A 21386-nucleotide genomic window follows, 5' to 3' on the forward strand; every position below is an offset into this window, starting at 1 on the left:
TTTTTGTTTTTAATTATTTATTGGTTTATTTTTTCATCTCCCCATTCAAATAAACATGTTCGGCCTGCAAGCCTGGTATTGCCTCCATAGGTACAGTCATGATGTCATCACTAAGGATCACAAAATCGGCCATCTTTCCAGTTTCTATACTCCCCTTTTCGTCTTCTTCAAAATTGGAATACGCCGCCCAGATAGTCATTCCTTTCAGGGTTTCTTCCCTTGTAAGTGCGTCTTTCATTTGAAAGCCACCTTCAGGATATCCGCTTATATCCATTCGAGCTACGGCAGCATAAAAAGTAAGAAACGGACTTACCTGTTCTACCGGAAAATCTGTTCCCAGGGCAACGGTACCTGCTTTGTCCAATAAGGTTTTAAAAGCATATGCGCCCTTTACCCTGGTTTCACCAAGTCTGTCTTCTGCCCAATACATATCGCTTGTGGCATGCGTTGGTTGAACTGAAGGGATTATCCCCTCTTCATAATAATCAAAGTCTTCTTCCGAGATAACCTGAGCATGCTCTACCTTCCAACGTCTGTCCTTTTTATCTTTGAGTGCACTTTTATACGCGCGCATCACCACAATATTGGCAGAATCGCCAATAGCATGTGTGTTCATCTGATAGTCTGAAGCTGCAATACGGTTTGCCAATGCCTCAATATCTGCCACAGGAGTAACCATGGCTCCAAAATGGCCCGGTTGATCCGAATATGGAGCTCTTAATGCCGCTCCACGTGAACCCAAGGCTCCATCACCATATACCTTTACAGATCTCACATTGAGTTGATCTGTCTTCACTATCCCTTTGTTTAAATAATGATCGAGGTTTTCTGGTGTATTACTTACCATCGCATATACCCTAATGGAGAGTTCCTTTGCTTGTTGAAGGCTGTCTATGAGTTCAATTGTGCTTCGCATAAGTCCGGCGTCATTCACAGTGGTCAGGCCATAATCCAAACAAATCTCTTCGGCATTTTTTAGGGCCTGTATTTGCATTTGTTTTGTAAGAGCCGGAATAATGTCATCTATCATCCGCATGGGATTGTCAACCAATACGCCTGTGATCTTTCCTTGTTTTTTAATGATCTCACCGCCTGATACCTTGGTAGCTGCTGTGATCCCGGCAAGATCTAACGCCTTTTGATTAACCAGATAGGCATGTCCATCTACCCTTTCCAAAACCACTGGTGTGTCTGGGAATAGTTTATCCAATGCTTCCTTGATTGGAAATTCCTTAACCTCCCAATCATTTTGGTCCCATCCCCTGCCCTGAAGAAAATTTGAAGGGTTCGCTGTTTGAAAGTCTTTTACCCGCTGTAAGACTTCCTCATAACTTTTGGTGCCCATCAGGTCTACCTTCAGTTGATTAAGACCTAATCCGTAAAAATGACAATGTGCATCAATAAGACCCGGGATCAGTGTTTTGCCTTCAGCGTCGATCACCTCAGTTGCCTCATAACGATCCTTTAATTCTGAGGTACTGCCAACGGCAACAAATCTCCCATTTTTTACCGCAAAGGCCTCTGCCATTTCAAAAGCATCATTTACCGTATATATATTGGCATTAAGGACAAGTAAGTCTGCCTTTTCTTTGGAAGGCTCACATGAAAATACAGCTATCACGCTAACAAGCAGAAGTAATTTTTTCATACATAAAATGTTTAGTTATTCAATGACCTGGCCAGATTCACGGGCCGACCAAAAATAGTAATATTTAATCGTTCGAAAAATGCAGTGATGAAGATGTATTATTTTTTGGCCCCGCCGGTCTTATGCTCTCTTAGCTTAACATAGATCAGTTTTTTTCTTCCCTTGGCATCCTCGCGTCTTTCAATATCAAATTCCCCTAGGGAACTGATAAGAGGGGTGAGTTTTTGATACCCATAATTCCGGGAATCGAAATTGGGTTGTTTTTTCTGTAAAAGGCTCCCTACGTCACCAAGAAAAGCCCAGCCATCATCATCTGCCACATCTTCTACCGTTGTGGTGATCAATTGTATATCTTTTTTGGTGACCTTGTCTACTCCGCTCTTTTTATCCGTTTTGATACCTCCCGGATCTGTACTGCTTTCTTCAGATTGTTTTTTCAGGATCTCTATATAGATGAACTTATCACAAGCCACAATAAAGGGATTAGGTGTTTTCTTCTCCCCAATACCGAACACTTGCATCCCTGCTTCCCGAAGACGTGTGGCAAGACGGGTAAAATCACTATCACTACTCACAAGGCAAAAGCCATTGACCTTTCCGGAATAGAGAACATCCATGGCATCAATGATCATGGCAGAATCTGTAGCATTCTTTCCTGCGGTATATCCGTATTGTTGAATAGGTGTAATGGCATTTTCGAGCAGTACATTCTTCCACTTTCCAAGCCTTGGATTTGTCCAATCCCCGTAGATCCTTTTAATAGTAGGATTGCCATATTTCGCAATCTCTTCCATCATTTCCTTGACATAGGCGGAGGGAATATTATCCCCATCAATCAGTACGGCTAAATTAATATCCATTGTTTTCTTTTTTACAAAGTACGGCCTTTATTGATAAAAGTATATAATATTGAAGATCGAATCTCTGAACTTCAAATTGATATTATTTGATCATTATGAGCAGAGCTTACATGTTCTGTCTGTGAAGTCATTGTAGGATACTACGCCAATTACCCTTAAGTTTGAGTAAAATAAATACAGCATTATGAAGACTATCCGAATCTGCCTTAACTTTTTTGTGGTCCTGATCTTCTTCCTATTTCATACAAAAGGGCAAGCCCAGGATTCAAGCAGAGAATATTATGTCCTTCAAGTCTATACCTTGGCCAATGCAGAACAGGAATCCCTTACAGATTCCTATTTGCAGCATGGTCTCCTCCCCGCTCTGAAACGTCAACAAATTTCGTCTGTTGGGGTATTCAAATGGAGAACTGAAGTACAAGACAGCATATTACAGCGTTTTGTTCTTTACCCTGTCAGCACTCCTAACTCGTTAGATATTTTGAAAGAAAGATTGGATACCGATGAAGAACTTTGGAAGAACAATAAATCATTTCTTGAGGCACCCCATGATGCACCTCCCTACCAACGAATAGAGACCATTTTTCTCAAGGCCTTTAAAGAAATGCCCATAATGCAGGTTTCAAATGTTGAAGGAATTCGTGAGGATAGAGTGTACGAACTGCGGAGCTATGAATCTCCTACCCAAGCTTTGTTTATGAATAAGGTACATATGTTTAATGAAGGTGGCGAAGTAGCACTTTTTGACCGACTTGGTTTTAACGCCGTGTTCTATGCCGAGGTGCTTGCCGGACCAAGCATGCCCAATCTTATGTATATGACCACTTTTAAGGATATGGAAACAAGAGACCTTCTTTGGAAGGCTTTTGTAGATTCCCCGGAATGGCAAAGGCTTATCAATGATTCCTATTATAACAATAATCTGAGCAAATTAAATATTCTGTTATTGTCGCCTACTGCGTATTCAGATTATTAGGATACCGTTATTCTATTTTGGTTAGAATAAATTCTACCCGCCTGTTTTGACGTCTGCCTTCCGGAGTAGAATTGAGCGCTATAGGCAAGCTTCCACCATGACCCTTCCAGGATACACGTTCTTTTGGGAGGCCCAACTCTACAAAATAGCTGGCTACGGCCTTACATCGGCTATTAGATAACCGTAAATTATAGGGAATTGTCCCCACTCCATCGGTATGTCCATGGATCACAATATGCAAACTGGGATCGGAGGCTAAAAAATCATAAGTTTCCTTTAAATAGGCCTTGGCACCCTCTACCAATTCATATTCATCAAAATCAAAGAGCACATGTTGAAAAAGATGGGTAGTGTTCAAACTTAAGGTCTCCCTTTTCAACGGTGTGTCCGCTAAATCATCCGGGGCATCTGCTTCGGCACTTGATAGAGAAACCATATCTACATAGTAATAGGCACCTTGTTTTGCTCCTTTCTTAAAAATAAATTTACGCTAGGGTGTTGACACCAACATCCAATCCTTGGTATCATTCGCAAAATGAGAATAGCCAATTTCCAGATACGTAAATGAATTTTTAGTATCCCTGTAAAGATGCATTTTTGACAATTCCTTATGTATCTCAAAATCGAGGGGCAGTTCAGAAAAGACCACGCCAAATTCATTGATCGCAAAATCTGAACGCTCTGCCAGACTTACAAAAAAGGACAATTCATAGGTTACTCCTTTTTTTAAGGGAGTAAGAAGTTTGGCTTGCATGTATTCCCTGTAGTCATTGGGTGCGTATAAATAAAAGCCGGCATAACCCTCGCCAAAATCTGCGATTTGTGTTCCATTAAAGTTTTTTGGAGTTCCCATAGCCTCGCTGCAACCATGGAAGTAATCTGTTGATCCTTTTGTTGGGGTACTCCATCCTATTACATCCGCACTAAAGTTTCCTAGTTTAACCGGACAGGCTATATGCTCTTCAAAACTAGGATTGGTCACCAGGTTCTGTGAAAATCCGGCACATATCCCCCAAAGGAATAGTACCTTGATACAATATATGGTGATCTTCTTCATCGCGATAAATCTGTAGAACCCTCGAGATAAAATTAAAGAAAGTCTGGGTCTTAGCGTGAATTAAACCAATTTGGTTCGTCAAAGGGTAGGCAATTTAGGGCATAGCGCCATTTAGCTGCAACTTTTACTACCCATTTACCTCATTTTCAGCAAGCTGAACCTAAAAATCGAATTTATAAGTGGCCCCTGCAAGGATCTGGAAACTCTGAACCCTAAAATTGGCCCATTGTTGATAGTCATTGTTGGCAAGATTGCTCGCTTTCGCAAAAATTGAAAGTTGCTCGCTCAATCGGTATCCTATATGCGCGTTTGCATCGAAATAACTATCTAAGGTTAGAATGCTGGCCGGGTAGTCTGAAGGTTGTGTATTGGGGATCACAACGGCACTTAGATCCTCTCGCTCCCCTACAAAGAATATATTGGCTCCCATAAACCATTGCTCATCTATCTGATAATCCATAAAAAGTGATCCTTTTAAATTTGGTAAGTTCCATGCAGGATTATCTGTCTCTGTATCATATTCGTAAATAGAAGCGTTGACCCCTAAAGTAAAATTGCGGTTAATATCTACATTAAGCTCTCCGAAGATCCCAAGCGTTTTTACATCATCGTAAAAGACCTCAAAGGAATTGCCATAATAATACCCCTTTTCATCATCCCTAAAACTGTTTTGAGGGTTGAGTTTGAATAAGGGTTTTCTGTTCTCTGCCGAGTAAGATCCTCTAATATTGTAGCTCAGATTGGGAAATAGCTGCCCCTTAAAACCAATTCTGGCATCGTATTGCTGATCTGTAGGCTGAATTGTCAGGGTTGGTGATACATAAGGATTATCATCTACATAGTCAGCATAAGAATTTTGTGTTAATTGCCCGGTAACCCCTCCGTAAACAATAACCATATCTTCCAGCAAACGATACGACGCGGTTACTTGCGGATAAATATAGAAATTGCTTTCATTGGTCTCTCCATCCATGCCGTAGACCAGATTTGCCCCCAGGTTTAAACTAAGTTCATCTTTGACGATAAGAATACTGGGACTGATCCCCACTTGAAATTGTGAGTATGGAATAGCCGGTGTATTGGCGGTATTGTTTACATCGGCATTTATGAATTCTCCTCCAACATAATCTCCTTTTACTGTTATGGTTAGGTCTTCTTCACTCAATGGAAAATTAAAGGTAGTTGAAATAAGGCCCCTGTTCTCGGCAGATTCTACCTTGTCCCAAAATCTCTTTACTAACACCTCTCCCTTACTTAAGAAGGAATCTTCCTGATTGAGGTGAGCACCCAGTTCCACATTAAAATATTGTTGTTTTTCATCTATCCCCGCTATGGTGACCTCATCGAAAACACCCTCCGGAAGACCATACCAATTGTAAAGCTGATGTCTGGCCGCTGAACTGATCCCCCAGTCAAAATCGCGTCCCCTATTAGAATAGGCAGCTTCTAATTTTGTATTGTAAAAATCAGTATCCAAAGGGGTGAAATCCAGATCCCCCCTGGAAGAAAAATGATTAAGCCCAATATCTACACGTTTATTCCCTCGATCTATATCCCTGCTGGTGTAAAAGTCGAGCAGTGCATTGTTAAAATTACCGAGGCCCAGTGAGACATATGAATTATATAGTTTTTCCGGGGTAGCTTTCTGTACTGTTGCAGCCTTGCCTTTTGCCGGTGTAAAAGTGGAAGCAACAGGCACCGAAAAGATACTATAACGGATCTCCTTCTTCGCAAGGACGATAGAATCGTTTAAGATAGGTGCGGACTTAATTTTAAAGGCATCTGAAACTGTGGGTGAATACGGTTTTACCACCGTTACCGTTTCGGTACCCAGGTCTTTTTCGTCCTGTCCAAAAGCCCCCAAAATAAGGCTAAAGCCTGCTATAATTGATAATTGAATCTTCTTTTGCATAAATACCACTTAAATTAGTTCCCCTCAGGATTAACAGAGGCGTTGCGTTCGGCTTCCTTGGCTTTTATCGTTGCTAATTCTCGCTTTGCATCTTCTACGATCGCCGGGAATTGCTCAAAATTTGCGATTACACTATCCAGAATGTATGTTGCCTGGAAGGCATCGCCAAGTGCATAGAAATTTTGCGCCATTATAAGCAATCCTTTTCCTCCCCATTCTTTGTAGGTAGCGTACTCCTTGGCTAATTTTTGAACCGCAGTATTACTCGCTTCGTACTCTTTTCTATTTCGCTTAAAATAAGCGTCGTAGTACAGGGCTTCAGCCGCTGTAGAACCACTTGCGATCTTTGACACTTCCTTATAGGCAGTTTCTGCTGTGGTCTCATCACCTGTTTTCATGGCAGATCTGGCAATCATCACATGAGCATCGCTTCTAATTCGATCATCTACATTGGAACTACCCAACACTTTATCAGCATAGACCAACGTTCGGGCATACTCTTTTTGTTCAAAATAAACCTTCATCAAATTCTGCTGAGCATAAATGCGATTCTGAGGTATATCTGCTGTATTTTCCAATTGAATTAAATAGGGCATGGCAGCTTTGGTATTACTTTTCGCCATCAACAATTCACATACTCTGGTAAGCGCTTGCTCAGAATATTCGCTACCTCCTCTGTCTGCTACATATTGATACGACTTAAGGGCCTTGTCATTTTCTCCTTTTGAGAAATACAATTGTGCCAGTGCAAAGTTGGCCGGCATAGTATGCATGCCCGAGGGGAATTCCTTTAGGTAATTCTCATATCCCCTGATTGCAGCGGCATCTTTCCCCTCTAAATTTTGCTTGTTTGCAGATTCATAGGTAGCATTATCTAATTCAACATCTGAAACCTCAACGAAATCGAGATTCCTGACCCATGCTGCGTATTCATTAACTCTTCCCATATCCATATAGACCAATTTTCCGGTATTAACTGCTTGCACAGCTTCCTGGGTCTTTGGAAAATCGTTTACGACTGCCTTAAACTTTAATAAGGCCTCATTATTCCTGTTGGCGTTATAATGCACCAAACCTTGTCTTAACAGGGCCTGAGGAACCAAACTACTTCCTCTGTACTCCCTAACAAGTTGATCGTAAGCTTGTAATCCTTCTTTTTCTCGGTTATCGCGGATAAATGAATTGCCCAGTTCAAAAAGCACATCATCTTTTAAGGTAGATCCTGGATATTGAGAAAGGAATTTTTTGAGCTCGGATATTTTTGTGTCATTTTTACCTACAAATCCGTAACTAACCGCTTTTTGAAAAGCCGCATAGTCCTTTTCTGCTCCATTACCCCTTCCATATTGCGAATAAGCATCTATGGCAGCCTCATATTTGCTGGTTACAAAATAACAGTCTCCCAATCTCACTACTGCATCTAAAGCTTTTGGATCCGTGGCAGATCTTTTTGAATATTCCTTGAAATAGTTACTTGCAGTACCGTAATCCTTTAATTTAAAATAGGTATACCCAAGGTTGTAATCTAAGTCCTTAAATTCCTGGGTGCTGCTTGCTACACCGCTTTGTTGAAACTGGATAAAGTCTGGCAGCGCCTCATCAAATCGATTTAATAAATAACTGGCCTCGGCCTTCCAGTATCTTGCTCTTGCAGTAAATATAGCGTCGGCGTCACTTTTTACTGCTAAACTCATCACCTTAATAGTCTCAGTATAATCACCATCTAAAAACAACTCCACACCGCGGTAAAAGGCTACCTTTTGAAAGGTGGTCTTATTGGCATAATTATTATTTTTCTCAAGTAGTTCCAAAGCACCTTTAAAATTCTTGGAAGTAAGGTAAGAGTCTACTAATAACTCTTGTAATTCTGATGTATTAGCATCTTTTGGGTAGCGATCCAAATAGGATGATAACACCTCTGAAACTGGTTCGTAGGCATTTCCAATATCATAACTTAGGCGAGCATAATTTAAATACGCGTCTTTCTGGATCTCAGGACTAAAGTCCATTTGTGAAGCATTCCTGAAGGCATTCAGGGCCTCTTGTTTCTTATCGAGTTTCAAATAGCATTCTGCTAAGTGATAATAGGCATTTTGGGCTACGCTATTGTTCCCGTCAATGATCTTATTAAATTGAAGAATAGCATTGGCATAGTCCTCTTGTTGGTAATAACAATAGCCTAATTGATAATAATCTGTATTGTTCCATCTGCCTCGTTTACCCCGGTATTGCTCAAGATATGGAATGGCATTGTCATATTGCTTCAGGTTGAAATAGCTTTCTCCAATGATCTTATTAAGCTCGGAGATCTCTGTCCTATCCGACTTTGGTAATTGTTTTTTGCCCAAGGCAATAGCCTCTTCAAAATTTCCAAGTTTAAAATTGAGATCAGCTTGAAAATAAGAAAGCTTTTCATCTAATACTTCCTGATCTGTGATCTGGTCAAAACGTGCACTCGCTTCCTCGTAATCATCTTCCTGATAGGCAATAAATCCAAGATAGTATTTGGCCTGTGCACCATAAACAGGAGAATTAGAAACCTTATTAAAATAGGATTCCGCTTCCCGGGTTTTCTTTGAGGCATACAAGGAATATCCCATATTAAAATTGAATCGCTCCCTGTCTTTCTTTGGAATGTTACTCTGCCCAGCCCTTTTGTACCACTTAAGAGCATAGGGATATTTACCATTCTCAAAATAATAGTCCGCTACATCCAGAAAAGCGGCATCTCGTTTAGTAGAAGTAGGATACTTTTCTACAAAGTCTTCCATGAGTCGGTCTGCACCTAACTGATTTAGTCTTACCGCTGCATTCGCAACAAAATACGCACTATTCGCAGCTGTTTCCTCATTGCTGGTACTTCCATTTACTTTTTGAAAAAGTGTCTGTGCTGCCTGATATTGCTTGTTGTTGTAAAGGTCTAGTGCCTCCTGATACTGCCTTTCATCATGGGTGTAGATCCTGGATTCCTGGGCATTGGCTGTAAAAAGCAGCCCAAGACAGACAAGGGATAAGGCGGTGATTTTCTTTCGCATAGTGTTCTAGGGCTATTAAGAATTACCGTATTTGACATAGTAACGCTAAATATGGTTTTGCAGTATAAACCAACCAAAGAAAAAGATTTTTAAGTATGCTCCCCTTTTTATCCTTTAGAACTTATTACTTTTATATCAACAAATACCCCTCATGGAAGAACCCATTCTCAGCTTGAAAGAAGTATCTGTTTTCCAAAAGGAAAATTTAGTCCTTAATGACATTAATCTGGAAGTGCGGAAAGGTGAATTTGTTTATCTCATAGGAAAAACCGGGAGTGGAAAAAGTAGTTTTATGAAAACCCTATATGCCGATCTCCCCTTAAAACAAGGTCATGGCAGAGTTGTGGGGTTTAATTTAAAGACCCTTGAGGAGAAAAAAATCCCCTACTTACGAAGAAAATTGGGAATCGTCTTTCAAGATTTCAAACTACTGCCTGATAGAAATATAAATAAGAACTTGCTGTTTGTGTTGAAAGCTACCGGCTGGACAGACAATGTTCTGATGAACGCCAAGATCGATGAGGTTTTGGAAAAAGTAGGAATGAAAACCAAAGGATTTAAATTTCCACATGAACTTTCCGGTGGGGAACAACAGCGTATTGCTATTGCAAGAGCCCTTTTAAATGACCCAGAACTGATCCTCGCTGATGAGCCTACGGGAAATCTGGATCCACAAACCAGTGTAGAGGTCATGAAGGTCTTACAAGATATCAATAAGACCGGCCGTACCATACTAATGGCCACTCATGATTATGCCCTCATCCTGAAATATCCATCTAAAACACTAAAATGCGATGGTAATAAGGTCTTTGAAGTAGTTCAAAAAGCAGTCTGAATACTCTTCTTATCTTCTAGTGAACAATTAAAAAAAAATATTTAAAAAAAGCGTATCTTTCTTTCACCAACCAACCAATTAATTTAAACCATGAATCTAAAAGAACTATTTCTTTCCGCTTTAGTAATTACCCTTTTTTCATGCAAATCTGATGTTCCTGCCAAGGATACTGCATCTGTAGCGGTAGTACGCGAATGGAGCCCAGATGATACTCGTAGCCTTTCAGGAGTAACCGCCGATAGGGGTCTTATATATAATTCTGAGATGGGCGCTGATGGTTATGTACTCTACGAACCATCTAACGGTACTTTAACTTTTTTACTTAACAAACAAGGAGAAGTGGTTCATACCTGGGCCTCCGACTTGAATTCCATGAATTCTTATTTGCAACCCAATGGTCATCTCATAAGAATGGAACGGGATGAGAACTTTCCCACGTTTGCTGCCGGTGGTCAATCTGGCAGGATTCGGGAATATGATTGGGATGGAAACATCTTATGGGATTTTAAATATTACAATGAAAAGGAGTTGACCCATCATGATATTGAGATCATGCCCAATGGCAATATCCTGGCTATTTCCTATGACGCCTTAACACCTAAGGAAGCTGAAATGGCTGGTAAAGACCCCGAACATATACCCAAGGCAGGTATTTGGCTAGACAAGATCATTGAAATACAGCCTATTAAACCCAATGATGGCAAGATAGTCTGGGAATGGCGCATGCAAGATCATTTAATACAAGATCTTGATGACACAAAAAATAATTATGGGGTAGTTGCTGAAAACCCCGGGAAGATCAACATCAATACCGCGAGTGCAGAGGCTGGTCCGCCAATGACCGAAGAACAAGTGGCCAATATGAAAAAAATGGGCTTTATGACCTCCAATGCAACGGTAGATAATCGGGGTTCTGATATAGCACATACCAATGCCGTCTCGTATAGCCCGGGTTTAGATCAGATAGCTATCAGTGTTCCCGGATTTGGTGAAATTTATGTGTTAGATCATAGCACAACTACCGCGGAAGCCAAGGGAAGCACCGGAGGCAAGTACGGCCATGGCGGAGATCTTCTTTACCGATGGGGCAATCTGGCCAATTATGGTAAGGGTGCCAAGGAAGACCAAATCCTGCATGGACAACACGACGTTAAATGGATCCCGAAGGGATATCCCGGAGAAGGAAAGCTTATGGTCTACAACAATGACATTCCTCACCCCGATAATAAATTCCCCTCTATGTGGGCGGCTTTAGGCGGAGCAAATACGCCGGAGATGAATGTGAAAATTGGAGATGTTGGGAATTACTCTGCTGTATATGAATGGGCTATTCCAACAAACGATAAAGGAAATTATACATTTGATGAAAATGGTGCCTTTGGTCCTGCTGAGCCCGACTGGTCATATATTGCACCAGATAAATATTCATTTTATTCAGCTTTTATTTCCGGAGCTCAACGACTAAAAAATGGTCACACCCTTATTACTCAGGGGATGCAGGGTCGTTTTATAGAAATTGACGAGAACAAAGAAGTAGTTTGGGAATATTGGAATCCATATAAATACGACTATAAGTTACCCGATGGCTCGGTGTCACAACCCGTTGGTCCCTTTATATATGGGGTCTTTAGAAGTACTTTCTATCAGAAAGACTATCCAGGGCTTTCCGGCAAGGATCTGAAACCTATAAAACCACAACCAGAGCCCTTTGTTTTTAAAATGCCGCCACCGCCAGAACCAGAATTCCGGCAAGGATCTGAAACCTATAAAACCACAACCAGAGCCCTTTGTTTTTAAAATGCCGCCACCGCCAGAACCAGAACCAGAACCAACACAAGAACCAACACAAGAAGTTCAACCAACTAAAAAATAATAATTATGTCTATCAAAATAATAGGAGCCGGATTTCCAAGGACGGGAACTACCACCTTAAAACAATCACTAGAAACACTGGGGTTCAATCATGTATATCATATGAAAGAACTTCTGGTAAACCCCCATAATTTACATTACTGGAAAACCTTGTCCGAAACCGGAGATACCGACTGGGATGGACTTTATAAAGGGTATGATGCCACAGTGGATTTTCCCGGGTACCCATGGTACAAAGAACATATGAAACGATATCCGGATGCCAAAGTGATATTAACGGTACGAGATTTCGAGGCCTGGTATAAAAGTGTGGATAGCACTGTATTCCGTGCTGGTCCGCAAACACCCGGAGAAAAAATTAAAATGATGGGGAAACTGCTGTTCAGTAGCAGAGCAAGAAATGTTGTGAAATGTATCAAATTCTTTAAAAAGACCTTCTTTGCAGGAGAGCTAGATGGAAATTTTGAGAACAAGGCACACGCCAAAAAAGTTTGGGAAGAACATCTGGCTTCGGTAAAACGCTACGTTCCAAAAGAAAAATTACTGGTCTACGATGTTCGGGATGGCTGGGCTCCTCTTTGCAAATTCCTGGGGGTAAAGGAACCTTCAGAACCATTGCCACATTTGAACAAGAAAGAGAACTTTAAGGAAATGCTTCCCAAACTTATGAAGGGTCAGATGGCTTAAAGTTTTGTTCGCTTTCATTTTAACGAATGCCTCGTTAGCGAAAATCTAAGAGGTATCTATTACCAGACCAATCTATGAATTCTGAAACCTGGCAAGTAAAGGCAACTATTTTGTTGGTTAGCAGCCTTACCATTATGTCTATGATCACTATTTCGGCTTCACTTCCGGATATGACGAAGACCTTTGAACTGCAACCTAACGGCGCGGCACTTGTTAAACTTAGCTTGTCGTTCCCTGGGCTTTTTATTGCGCTCAGTGCAATTATCGCGGGTATAATCATTGATAAAATAGGAAGGCTAAAACTACTGGGGGCGGCACTTATTTTTTATGCCATTGGAGGAACCTCAGGATATTATTTAAATGATATATATCTTATTCTGGCAGGTAGGGCGCTTCTTGGCATCTGCGTTGGAATAACCATGACCATTGTCACAACACTGGTCGCAGATTATTATCAGGGAAAGGCACGACAAAAATTTGCCGGTTTACAGATCGCCGTCATGTCTATCGGGGGTATTATTTTTATAACCCTGGGTGGAGTACTGGCAGATATTGGATGGCGGGTTCCTTTTCTCCTCTATCTTTTTTCCCTTCTTCTTCTGCCGGCCACTTATCTGTTCTTAAAAGAGCCTGTTACATCTGTCAATGTTCAAAAGATCTCAGAGCCTAAGAAGTCACCTGCTATAATTTGGCTGGTTTTTGGCAATGTAATGCTCATTTGGATCATCTTCTTTATTATACCTGTTCAGATCCCATTTTATTTAAAATCTATTGGAATAGAAAAAAATTCCCTGATAGGCATTGCGGTTGCTTCTGCCACTTTTTTTTCTGCCATTTCTTCCTTTTCGTTCAGTCGGATAAAAGACATGTTCGGGTTTAGACAGATCTTCGGGATTGGCTATATTTTACTGGCTCTGGCATTCCTCTCTTTTGCTTTTGGCAATTCATATTCCATGGTGCTCCTGGGAATGTTATTTGGGGGTCTGGGAATGGGTCTGATGATCCCAAACGCCAATGTCTGGGTCATGCAGTTAGCTCCATTAGAAATTCGTGGGAGGGAAATAGGAAGACTTACTACCTTTTGGTTTATGGGTCAGTTTTTGTCACCTATTGTACTTCTACCCTTTTTGGATTATTTTACACAAGCCCAATTATTCTATGGGCTCGGGATCATCTTATTTGTAGTGGGCTTTTTGTTCATCCTGTGGTACTGGTCTCAACCAAGTTTGAAATCTGCAAATTAATCTTAGTAAAGTCAAAGTGAAACAAGGTGATACGGAAAAAAAAGCTTTTAGAGCCCGATAAGAAAATGCATCCCTTAATTGGGGTTTTACTATTTTTTATTTCGGTGCTACTACTTCTTATTACCGGGCCTCTTGGTCTTATTTATGGATTCTTTTACACCTTGCTCAAAGGAGGGCTAAAAGGTCTTGGCGAGTACCTCTTAAAAATTGCCGTTTCAATAGATCAATTGGGAAATGTTCTTATGCAGCATTTATTGAATCTCCTTTGGATACAAAAAGGCGGATACCTCTTTGGCAACCGAGATGAAACAATTTCCAGTGCCCTGGGAAGAAATAAAAAGTTAGGGATGCTCACAGTATTTGGAAATGGAATCGATCGTTTCCTGGACGCTATAGATCCCAATCATTCTTTAAATTCCATTGATTACTACGTAGAACCATCAGAAAATACTATTGATAAACTCGCCTGGATCTTACTTCGGGAAAAGCGTATTCTTTGTGTTCGCAGCAAAGACAAATCCTTGTTCTATCTGCCAGGTGGAAAAAGGGATAAAGGAGAATCGGATCTGAAGGCTTTGACACGTGAAATAAAAGAAGAATTACAAGTCACTTTAAATCCTCACAGCTTTCAATTCATTAGGGTATTTGAAGCACAGGCAGATGGCAAACCTCCTGGAAAATTAGTTCGCATGACTTGTTATGAAGCAACATATAAAGGGGAATTACAGTTAGATTCGGAGATTGAAGAAATGGCATGGCTAAGTTATCAGGAGAAAGATAAAGTGTCTGAAGTATGTAAAGTTATCTTTGACCATCTTAGATCAGAAGACCGAATGTGATCTGATATGTATAATCTCTTCTAGCAGTTTTTTGTTACTTTTACGCCCGACTAACAAGGCACAATACGCCGACATTTACAATTTAATATGACAGTACTGGGAATTGACATTGGAGGTTCGGGCATGAAAGGTGCCTTAGTTAATTCAATCACAGGAGAAATGCTTTCAGAACGCTTCCGTATTCCAACGCCACCTTCCCGAAAGCCAAAACCTATGGCAAAAGTGGTAAAAGAGATCGTTGACCATTTTGATTACAATGGTCCGGTGGGCTGTGGATTTCCCACTACCGTCAGACATGGAATATGTAAGTCCAGAGGAAATCTTCACAAGAAATGGTTGAATGTCAATGTCAAAGAACTTTTCAGCGAGGCCACGGGATTGCCGGTGACGATTATAAATGATGCCGATGCTGCCGGATATGCTACCATGAATTATGGCATTGGAAAAGGAAGAAGCGGTTTTGTGGTCATGATAACCATAGGCACCGGACTAGGTAGTGGTGCATTTTGGAACGGAGAGCTTATTCCCAATTTTGAACTAGGTCATATTCCTTATAAAGATTTTATAAAGATCGAGGACTGGGCGGCAGCCTCTGCCAAAGAACGGGAAGGAATTTCGTACGAAGAATGGGGACAACGCTTTAACACATTTTTGGAGTACGTCGATTTAATAATTGCTCCAGACCTTATTATTTTAGGGGGTGGCACTTCTAAAGATTTCGATGAATTTAAAGAATATATAACCATTGAGACTCCAGTGATACCGGCCGGACTTCAAAATCATGCCGGGATCATTGGTGCGGCTGCAGCTGCCATGCATCCGGCTCCCATGGATTAAGTAATAGAAATAAAAAAAGCGCCTATATGGCGCTTTTTTTATGCTAATTTGTTCCGTTTCCTGTCTACCTCAGTGAGATAGATCTTGCGTAAGCGAATGTGCTTTGGAGTAACTTCAACATACTCATCCTTTTGAATATATTCAAGCGCTTCTTCCAGGGAAAATTTCATCGCAGGAACAATCTTGGCTTTATCATCGGCCCCTGACGAACGAACATTGGAAAGTTTTTTGGTCTTGGTGACATTAATGGTCATGTCATCCCCTCTTGAGTTCTCCCCAATAACCTGACCCTCATATATATCTTCTCCCGGATCAATAAAGAAACGGCCTCTTTCCTGTAACTTATCTATAGAATAAGGAATGGCTTTTCCTAGTTCCATAGAAACCAAAGATCCATTCTGACGTTGAGGAATATCGCCCTTCATAGGTTGGTATTCCATAAACCTATGGGTCATGATAGCTTCACCGGCGGTTGCTGTTAACAATTGATTTCGCAGACCGATAATTCCTCTGGAAGGGATCAGGAATTCGCATACCATCCGTTCTCCTTTAGATTCCATGCTGATCATCTCTCCTTTACGGATAGATACCATTTCTACGGCCTTTCCGGAAACACTTTCTGGCAGGTCAATGGTCAATTGCTCAATAGGTTCGCATTTTACACCATCGAATTCACGAATTATTACCTGTGGCTGACCTATCTGCAACTCATAACCTTCTCTCCGCATGGTTTCTATCAAGACAGACAAATGAAGTACTCCTCTTCCAAAGACCATGAACTTGTCTGCACTATCTGTTTCCTCTAACCTGAGAGCAAGATTCTTTTCCAGTTCTTTTTCCAGGCGTTCTTTAATATGTCTGGAAGTAACATATTTACCATCTTTGCCAAAGAATGGACTATCATTGATAGTAAATAACATACTCATAGTAGGTTCGTCTATTGCTATGGTCTTTAATCCCTGTGGATCTTCACTATCGGCAACGGTATCGCCAATGTCAAAACCTTCGAGCCCAACCAAGGCACAGATGTCCCCGGTGACAACTTCACTCACCTTTATTCTTCCCAGACCTTCAAAAGTGTATAGTTCTTTGATCTTGGATTTTACTTTACTACCATCCCTTTTCACCAAAATAATTTGCTGACCTTCTTTTAAGGTTCCCCTTTGCAAGCGTCCAATAGCGATCCTCCCGGTAAAAGAAGAATAATCGAGAGAGGTGATCAGCATTTGCGTATTTCCCTGTTCTGGTTTAAAAGTGGGAATATGGTCCAGGACCATTTCCAGCAAAGGTTCTATACTGGTAGTTTGTTTCTTCCAGTCATCGCTCATCCAGTTGTGTTTGGCAGAACCATAGACCACAGGAAAATCGAGTTGCCATTCTTCGGCGCCCAACTCATACATCAGGTCGAATACTTTTTCGTGTACCTCTTCCGGAGTACAATTCTCTTTATCAACCTTATTGATCACAACACATGGTTTTAAACCAAGGTTTAATGCTTTTTGTAAAACAAAACGAGTTTGAGGCATAGGACCTTCAAAAGCATCTACAAGCAATAATACTCCATCTGCCATGTTTAAAACACGTTCAACTTCACCTCCAAAATCGGCGTGACCGGGAGTATCAATAATATTGATCTTGGTCCCTTTGTAGGTCACCGATACATTCTTAGAAACAATGGTGATCCCTCGTTCTCTCTCAAGATCGTTGTTGTCCAGAATGAGATCGCCGGTTTTTTCGTTCTCACGAAACAACTGACAATAGTGAAGAATCTTATCAACCAGGGTAGTTTTACCGTGGTCAACGTGGGCAATAATGGCAATGTTCTTTGTAGTAGACATCTATTTCTTTTGAGCCGGCAAAGATACTGCTATTTTTGGCACGTGTATACAAAGTTGTATTTTTTTTATGACACTGGTTTAGAGGTAGTTCTCTACAAATCACAGCACAAAAATATGTCTATTCAAATTCCTACCTTTACCCAAAATAGTAAGCATGGATCTCACTAAAATTCCCCAATTAAAAAATACGGATAGTAATCAGTTCTTTCTGTTATCAGGTCCGTGTGCCATTGAAGGTGAAGACATGGCCCTGCGGATCGCAGAGCACATAATGGAAGTTACAGACCGTCTTAAGATACCATATGTGTTCAAGGGAAGTTTTAAGAAGGCCAACAGAAGCAGGGTAGATTCTTTTACGGGAATTGGAGATGAGAAGGCATTGAAGATCTTACGCAAGGTCTCCGAAACCTTTAAGGTGCCCACGGTCACAGATATTCATGAGATCTCCGATGCCAAGATGGCTGCAGAATACGTAGATATTTTACAGATCCCGGCTTTCCTGGTGCGTCAGACAGATCTGGTGATCGCTGCCGCCGAAACGGGGAAGACCATAAATCTTAAAAAAGGGCAATTCATGAGTCCGGAAAGCATGAAACACGCAGTAGCCAAGGTTACAGATTCCGGTAATGATCAGGTTATTATTACGGATCGGGGAACCATGTTTGGATATCAGGATATGATAGTTGATTTCAGGGGGGTACCAACCATGAAACAATACGCACCTGTTGTCCTTGATGTCACTCATTCACTGCAGCAACCCAACCAGACCTCCGGTGTAACCGGCGGTAGACCGGCCCTAATCAGTACTATGGCCAGGGCGGGCATTGCGGCCGGAGTAGACGGACTCTTCATGGAAACCCATTTTGATCCTGCCAATGCAAAAAGTGATGGCGCCAATATGCTGCCATTGGACAAATTAGAAACACTATTAACTCAATTGACGAGACTGAGGGAAACTATAAATCAATTGTAGATCTATTCGCATATTTCCAAAAGGTTGGAATCGTTCAAAGATGAAGTAATACATCCGACCTTCCTATTATACGGAGCTTAGGTACAACATGTACCATTGATCTCTCTTTCAAAATCGGATGAAAACAGGCTGATATATTCTACCGGCGTTTTGTTGGAGATGCTGATATTTTCCGTTACCATATCAACATCAAAATGAAAACATGAGTAATCTCCACCAAACTCCTCATCTAAACGAGACATAAGGAACTTTGTGATCTTCGGCCTTAATTTATACTCCAGATCAATGCAGTACCGCCTAAAGTCGTCATCAATGTCCCTTGAAATAATCCAATTAAATTTCACCGGTGATATGGTTTAAAAAGCTACCTAATATATGAAAATATTTAAAGAATAAAGCTCATATAATCCACTTTCCCTTAAAGGGTTCCTTGATTGGTTCTTAAACACCTATAAAATAATAGAGTCCCAATTCACTTACTAAAAAAATTCCTTTTTTCTAAAGCAAAGGTTCGAAGGAGAAGGTTCTACGGATCGCAAAATCCTCTACATATGAAAAAAAACCAATGAGAACTTTCATGTTTTGCGTAATGCTAGCCCTGGGTGTTACTGTGGACTGAGTTATTACTCTTTCCCGTCTACATAGTCTTGTAAATATGCGTAGCGCTCTGTGAGTCCTCCTTCCTGAGTAATTCGTGCCCTTTCCAAAATACCTTCTTTATCATTATCAAAAAAGGCCGGGATGACACTTTCTACAAAGGTATCTCCAAAGCCTTCACTGGCGTCCCTTGGGAGTTCCGCAGGAAGATTATCTACTGCCATTACTGCAATGGCCCCCTTATTCATAAAAGGCACTTCCTCCTCAGTAGCTGGGTTATACCCATAGATTGGATCAGCAATGGTAGAGGCACGAAGGGTAGTGGCAACCGGCCCGTCTATATCGCAGCTAACATCTGCAACTACCTGAATTTTAAATTCGGGATGTTTCACATCTTCCCGGGTGTACAAAAAAGGTGCTCCATCCCCGTAGAAATGCCCGGCAATATAAAGATCACTCACTTTCGCGAATCTCATAAAGTTTGATTCATAGGCCTCGGGATGATCAAAGAAGTCCTGCATCGCAAGTACTTGTCCATCCTTTCGTTTGTTGTACTCCAGCACATCAATTTGACAGTAGACAGGTACATCGAAGGTCTTGGTTAGGTAATCTTCCACACTTACTTCAAGTAGCTTCATCCCATCCAGGATCTCCTTGGCACCGTTTCCTACCCTACCTTTTCCCGTTAATAGTATTTTTATGGGTGGGAAAGAAACTTTGAGTAATTCCCGGATCAGATCTTTTTTATCTTTCAGATCTTCTGCTTTTGAGATTTTGAATTGCCCGGACTTTAAACCATAGGTCCTAAGTCCATTATACGCACCCACAATTCCTGCATAGCGTCCAAAAGCCACCAATCTAATTCCTTTGGCATTTGTAATCACTTCATGGTCATACAATTCAATATTCCTGGACAGTATTGCTCTTAGTAATTCTCTGTTATAAGGCTGTTTTTTGATTGTATGCGAGAAAAAAAAGTATTTCTTGTTAGGTATCAATGATTCTATTGGGACCTCTTTTACGCCTATGAGCACATCGCACTTTTTCATGGAAGAGGCAACGGAAATATTGGCTTCCCTGTATTCCTCATCACTAAACACACGGAGAGGGGAAGGCTCAACAGTAATTCTGGCTTCAGGAAAATTATTCAGGACTTTTTGACAGGCGTGGGGGGATAGTACTACCCGCTTATCCGGGGGATTCTTACGCTCTCTGATGATTCCGAAATGAGTCATAGGTTTTGGTATAGATTTTGCTCAAAATTACATGGATTTCGGGCGGTGCACAAACTTTTTGGTATCTTCGCAATCCTTTTTAGAAAACAACGTTCTTTAACATTTTGGGGCCGACTGGTTTTTGACAGCGAGACCAATGGCATTGTAAGCATGTCGAGCGCTGGGATATAGCTCGTAAATCTCATATTTCACACTTTTTAAATGGCGAATCTAATTACGCTCTTGCCGCTTAATCCGAATTACAGTAGGATTTAGCCTCGTCTCTGCTAGGCAGAGAAGCGAGATGTCCCGGGATAGCCCTTGTTGATGGCGATCTGTTATGGGGCACCATAAAAATCAACATAAAGCCCTTTTAGCTTCATTAAGGGTTAAAATATAAGGAAGCTAAGTGTGTACTAGGCGGTTTTTGGTCAGGTACACAACGAAAATCAAACAAGAACTAAGCATGTAGAAGGCAGTGGTATTGCTTGTTTGGACGGGAGTTCGAATCTCCCCGGCTCCACGATTAAGCGCAACTTTGTTGCGGATTAAAACAGAAAAATCCGAGAAGTTTACTTCATCGGATTTTTGCGTTTTAATACGATTGTCTTGTAAAGACAAGTAGTTGCATTTACAGAACGGAAGCTCAGGAGAACACCACAGGTAATCTTCCTGACCAAATCTACTCCCACAGAAACGAAGACCATGACAAAGAATAAAAATCTGCCAAGTTCACTTGAGCAGATTTTTTTGGTTTTAGACATCTGGGCTGAAAGTACAGTTTGCTGTATTTCCTAAAAGGCAGATCAGTAGCGCACCGTAGGTAATCTCCCCAACCAGGCCATTTCGTGAAAATTAAACAATGACGAAAAATGAGGAATGCCCATCATGATAGTAATGGGTATTTTTATTTGAAAGCTCAGCAATATTAGCAAAACATTGAAATTAAAATCATAACTCTT

17 protein-coding genes and 1 other RNA gene are annotated in these 21386 nt (G+C 41.0%); 9 read left to right on the plus strand and 9 right to left on the minus strand.

The annotated features are described in order from the left end of the window. Nucleotides 1-25: 25 nt before the first annotated feature. Nucleotides 26-1648 (minus strand): amidohydrolase, encoded by a 1623-nt coding sequence (locus Q0X72_RS11430; RefSeq protein ID WP_297765432.1) that lies wholly within the window; start codon nt 1646-1648, stop codon nt 26-28. A gap of 98 nt (nt 1649-1746) precedes the next feature. Then, complete coding sequence (locus tag Q0X72_RS11435) at nt 1747-2508, minus strand: NYN domain-containing protein (protein ID WP_297765435.1); 762 nt, start codon at nt 2506-2508, stop codon at nt 1747-1749. 184 nt (nt 2509-2692) lie between these two features. Here Q0X72_RS11435 and Q0X72_RS11440 point away from each other — a divergent pair, with 184 nt between their 5' ends. Then, nucleotides 2693-3484, plus strand: coding sequence for an NIPSNAP family protein (locus Q0X72_RS11440; RefSeq protein WP_297765437.1), 792 nt, complete (start codon nt 2693-2695; stop codon nt 3482-3484). Between the two features lie 7 nt (nt 3485-3491). Here the strand turns inward: Q0X72_RS11440 and Q0X72_RS11445 are convergent, their stop codons facing one another. The 4 genes from Q0X72_RS11445 to Q0X72_RS11460 form a co-directional block, all read right to left on the minus strand. Then, the gene (locus Q0X72_RS11445; protein WP_297765439.1) at nt 3492-3920 is read right to left on the minus strand and encodes an OmpA family protein; all 429 of its coding nucleotides are present in this window, start codon (nt 3918-3920) and stop codon (nt 3492-3494) included. 54 nt (nt 3921-3974) lie between these two features. Continuing rightward, entirely contained in the window at nt 3975-4541 is a 567-nt protein-coding gene (locus tag Q0X72_RS11450) for a hypothetical protein (RefSeq protein ID WP_297765441.1), read from the minus strand. A 160-nt stretch (nt 4542-4701) separates the two neighbouring features. Continuing rightward, nucleotides 4702-6453: a TonB-dependent receptor gene (locus tag Q0X72_RS11455; RefSeq protein ID WP_297765442.1), complete on the minus strand. Its 1752-nt coding sequence runs from the start codon at nt 6451-6453 to the stop codon at nt 4702-4704. Nucleotides 6454-6467: 14 nt separating this feature from the next. Further along, on the minus strand, nt 6468-9488 hold the full coding sequence (locus Q0X72_RS11460; protein WP_297765443.1) for a tetratricopeptide repeat protein: 3021 nt from the start codon (nt 9486-9488) through the stop codon (nt 6468-6470). 151 nt (nt 9489-9639) lie between these two features. On the opposite strand from Q0X72_RS11460, the gene Q0X72_RS11465 reads away from it, so the two are divergent. The 6 genes from Q0X72_RS11465 to ppgK all read left to right on the plus strand — a co-directional run bounded on the left by Q0X72_RS11465 (nt 9640) and on the right by ppgK (nt 15802). Beyond that, a complete protein-coding gene (locus Q0X72_RS11465) occupies nt 9640-10323 on the plus strand; it encodes a cell division ATP-binding protein FtsE (protein ID WP_297765445.1) in 684 nt (227 codons plus the stop codon). A 90-nt stretch (nt 10324-10413) separates the two neighbouring features. Then, complete coding sequence (locus tag Q0X72_RS11470) at nt 10414-12120, plus strand: aryl-sulfate sulfotransferase (RefSeq protein WP_297765447.1); 1707 nt, start codon at nt 10414-10416, stop codon at nt 12118-12120. 81 nt (nt 12121-12201) lie between these two features. Beyond that, nucleotides 12202-12882: a sulfotransferase family protein gene (locus Q0X72_RS11475; RefSeq protein WP_297765450.1), complete on the plus strand. Its 681-nt coding sequence runs from the start codon at nt 12202-12204 to the stop codon at nt 12880-12882. Between the two features lie 74 nt (nt 12883-12956). Then, nucleotides 12957-14126, plus strand: coding sequence for an MFS transporter (locus tag Q0X72_RS11480; RefSeq protein ID WP_297765452.1), 1170 nt, complete (start codon nt 12957-12959; stop codon nt 14124-14126). A 26-nt stretch (nt 14127-14152) separates the two neighbouring features. Next, entirely contained in the window at nt 14153-14965 is an 813-nt protein-coding gene (locus tag Q0X72_RS11485; RefSeq protein ID WP_297765454.1) for an NUDIX domain-containing protein, read from the plus strand. 87 nt (nt 14966-15052) lie between these two features. Continuing rightward, entirely contained in the window at nt 15053-15802 is a 750-nt protein-coding gene (gene ppgK, locus Q0X72_RS11490; RefSeq protein WP_297765456.1) for a polyphosphate--glucose phosphotransferase, read from the plus strand. A gap of 38 nt (nt 15803-15840) precedes the next feature. On the opposite strand, the gene typA is transcribed toward ppgK, so the two are convergent. Further along, the gene (typA, locus tag Q0X72_RS11495) at nt 15841-17640 is read right to left on the minus strand and encodes a translational GTPase TypA (protein WP_297765458.1); all 1800 of its coding nucleotides are present in this window, start codon (nt 17638-17640) and stop codon (nt 15841-15843) included. Nucleotides 17641-17794: 154 nt separating this feature from the next. On the opposite strand from typA, the gene kdsA reads away from it, so the two are divergent. Then, nucleotides 17795-18613 (plus strand): 3-deoxy-8-phosphooctulonate synthase, encoded by an 819-nt coding sequence (gene kdsA, locus Q0X72_RS11500; RefSeq protein ID WP_297765461.1) that lies wholly within the window; start codon nt 17795-17797, stop codon nt 18611-18613. A gap of 77 nt (nt 18614-18690) precedes the next feature. Here kdsA and Q0X72_RS11505 read toward each other — a convergent pair whose 3' ends face one another. Together Q0X72_RS11505 and Q0X72_RS11510 are read right to left on the minus strand one after the other, a co-directional pair. Further along, nucleotides 18691-18957 carry a hypothetical protein gene (locus Q0X72_RS11505; RefSeq protein ID WP_297765463.1) on the minus strand — a complete coding sequence of 89 codons (267 nt, stop codon included), beginning with the start codon at nt 18955-18957 and terminating at the stop codon, nt 18691-18693. Between the two features lie 279 nt (nt 18958-19236). Then, nucleotides 19237-20445, minus strand: a complete 1209-nt coding sequence (locus Q0X72_RS11510; RefSeq protein WP_297765466.1) for an NAD(P)-dependent oxidoreductase — start codon at nt 20443-20445, stop codon at nt 19237-19239. 106 nt (nt 20446-20551) lie between these two features. Between Q0X72_RS11510 and ssrA the strand changes: the two genes are divergently transcribed. Continuing rightward, nucleotides 20552-20950, plus strand: a transfer-messenger RNA (tmRNA) gene (gene ssrA / locus Q0X72_RS11515). The last annotated feature ends 436 nt before the right edge of the window (nt 20951-21386 follow it).

Source organism: uncultured Muriicola sp., assembly GCF_947258935.1.
In the GTDB taxonomy this organism is placed as follows: domain Bacteria; phylum Bacteroidota; class Bacteroidia; order Flavobacteriales; family Flavobacteriaceae; genus Muriicola.

What these genes read in the sequence shown, in the direction of transcription:
- ppgK (WP_297765456.1), top strand. Translation starts at nt 15,053, where the DNA reads ATGACAGTACTGGGAATTGACATTGGAGGTTCGGGCATGAAAGGTGCC.
- Q0X72_RS11475 (WP_297765450.1), top strand. Translation starts at nt 12,202, where the DNA reads ATGTCTATCAAAATAATAGGAGCCGGATTTCCAAGGACGGGAACTACC.
- Q0X72_RS11455 (WP_297765442.1), bottom strand. Translation starts at nt 6,453, where the DNA reads ATGCAAAAGAAGATTCAATTATCAATTATAGCAGGCTTTAGCCTTATT.
- Q0X72_RS11445 (WP_297765439.1), bottom strand. Translation starts at nt 3,920, where the DNA reads ATGGTTTCTCTATCAAGTGCCGAAGCAGATGCCCCGGATGATTTAGCG.
- Q0X72_RS11470 (WP_297765447.1), top strand. Translation starts at nt 10,414, where the DNA reads ATGAATCTAAAAGAACTATTTCTTTCCGCTTTAGTAATTACCCTTTTT.
- Q0X72_RS11460 (WP_297765443.1), bottom strand. Translation starts at nt 9,488, where the DNA reads ATGCGAAAGAAAATCACCGCCTTATCCCTTGTCTGTCTTGGGCTGCTT.
- Q0X72_RS11450 (WP_297765441.1), bottom strand. Translation starts at nt 4,541, where the DNA reads ATGAAGAAGATCACCATATATTGTATCAAGGTACTATTCCTTTGGGGG.
- Q0X72_RS11440 (WP_297765437.1), top strand. Translation starts at nt 2,693, where the DNA reads ATGAAGACTATCCGAATCTGCCTTAACTTTTTTGTGGTCCTGATCTTC.
- Q0X72_RS11465 (WP_297765445.1), top strand. Translation starts at nt 9,640, where the DNA reads ATGGAAGAACCCATTCTCAGCTTGAAAGAAGTATCTGTTTTCCAAAAG.
- typA (WP_297765458.1), bottom strand. Translation starts at nt 17,640, where the DNA reads ATGTCTACTACAAAGAACATTGCCATTATTGCCCACGTTGACCACGGT.
- Q0X72_RS11480 (WP_297765452.1), top strand. Translation starts at nt 12,957, where the DNA reads ATGAATTCTGAAACCTGGCAAGTAAAGGCAACTATTTTGTTGGTTAGC.
- Q0X72_RS11430 (WP_297765432.1), bottom strand. Translation starts at nt 1,648, where the DNA reads ATGAAAAAATTACTTCTGCTTGTTAGCGTGATAGCTGTATTTTCATGT.
- Q0X72_RS11510 (WP_297765466.1), bottom strand. Translation starts at nt 20,445, where the DNA reads ATGACTCATTTCGGAATCATCAGAGAGCGTAAGAATCCCCCGGATAAG.
- kdsA (WP_297765461.1), top strand. Translation starts at nt 17,795, where the DNA reads ATGGATCTCACTAAAATTCCCCAATTAAAAAATACGGATAGTAATCAG.
- Q0X72_RS11435 (WP_297765435.1), bottom strand. Translation starts at nt 2,508, where the DNA reads ATGGATATTAATTTAGCCGTACTGATTGATGGGGATAATATTCCCTCC.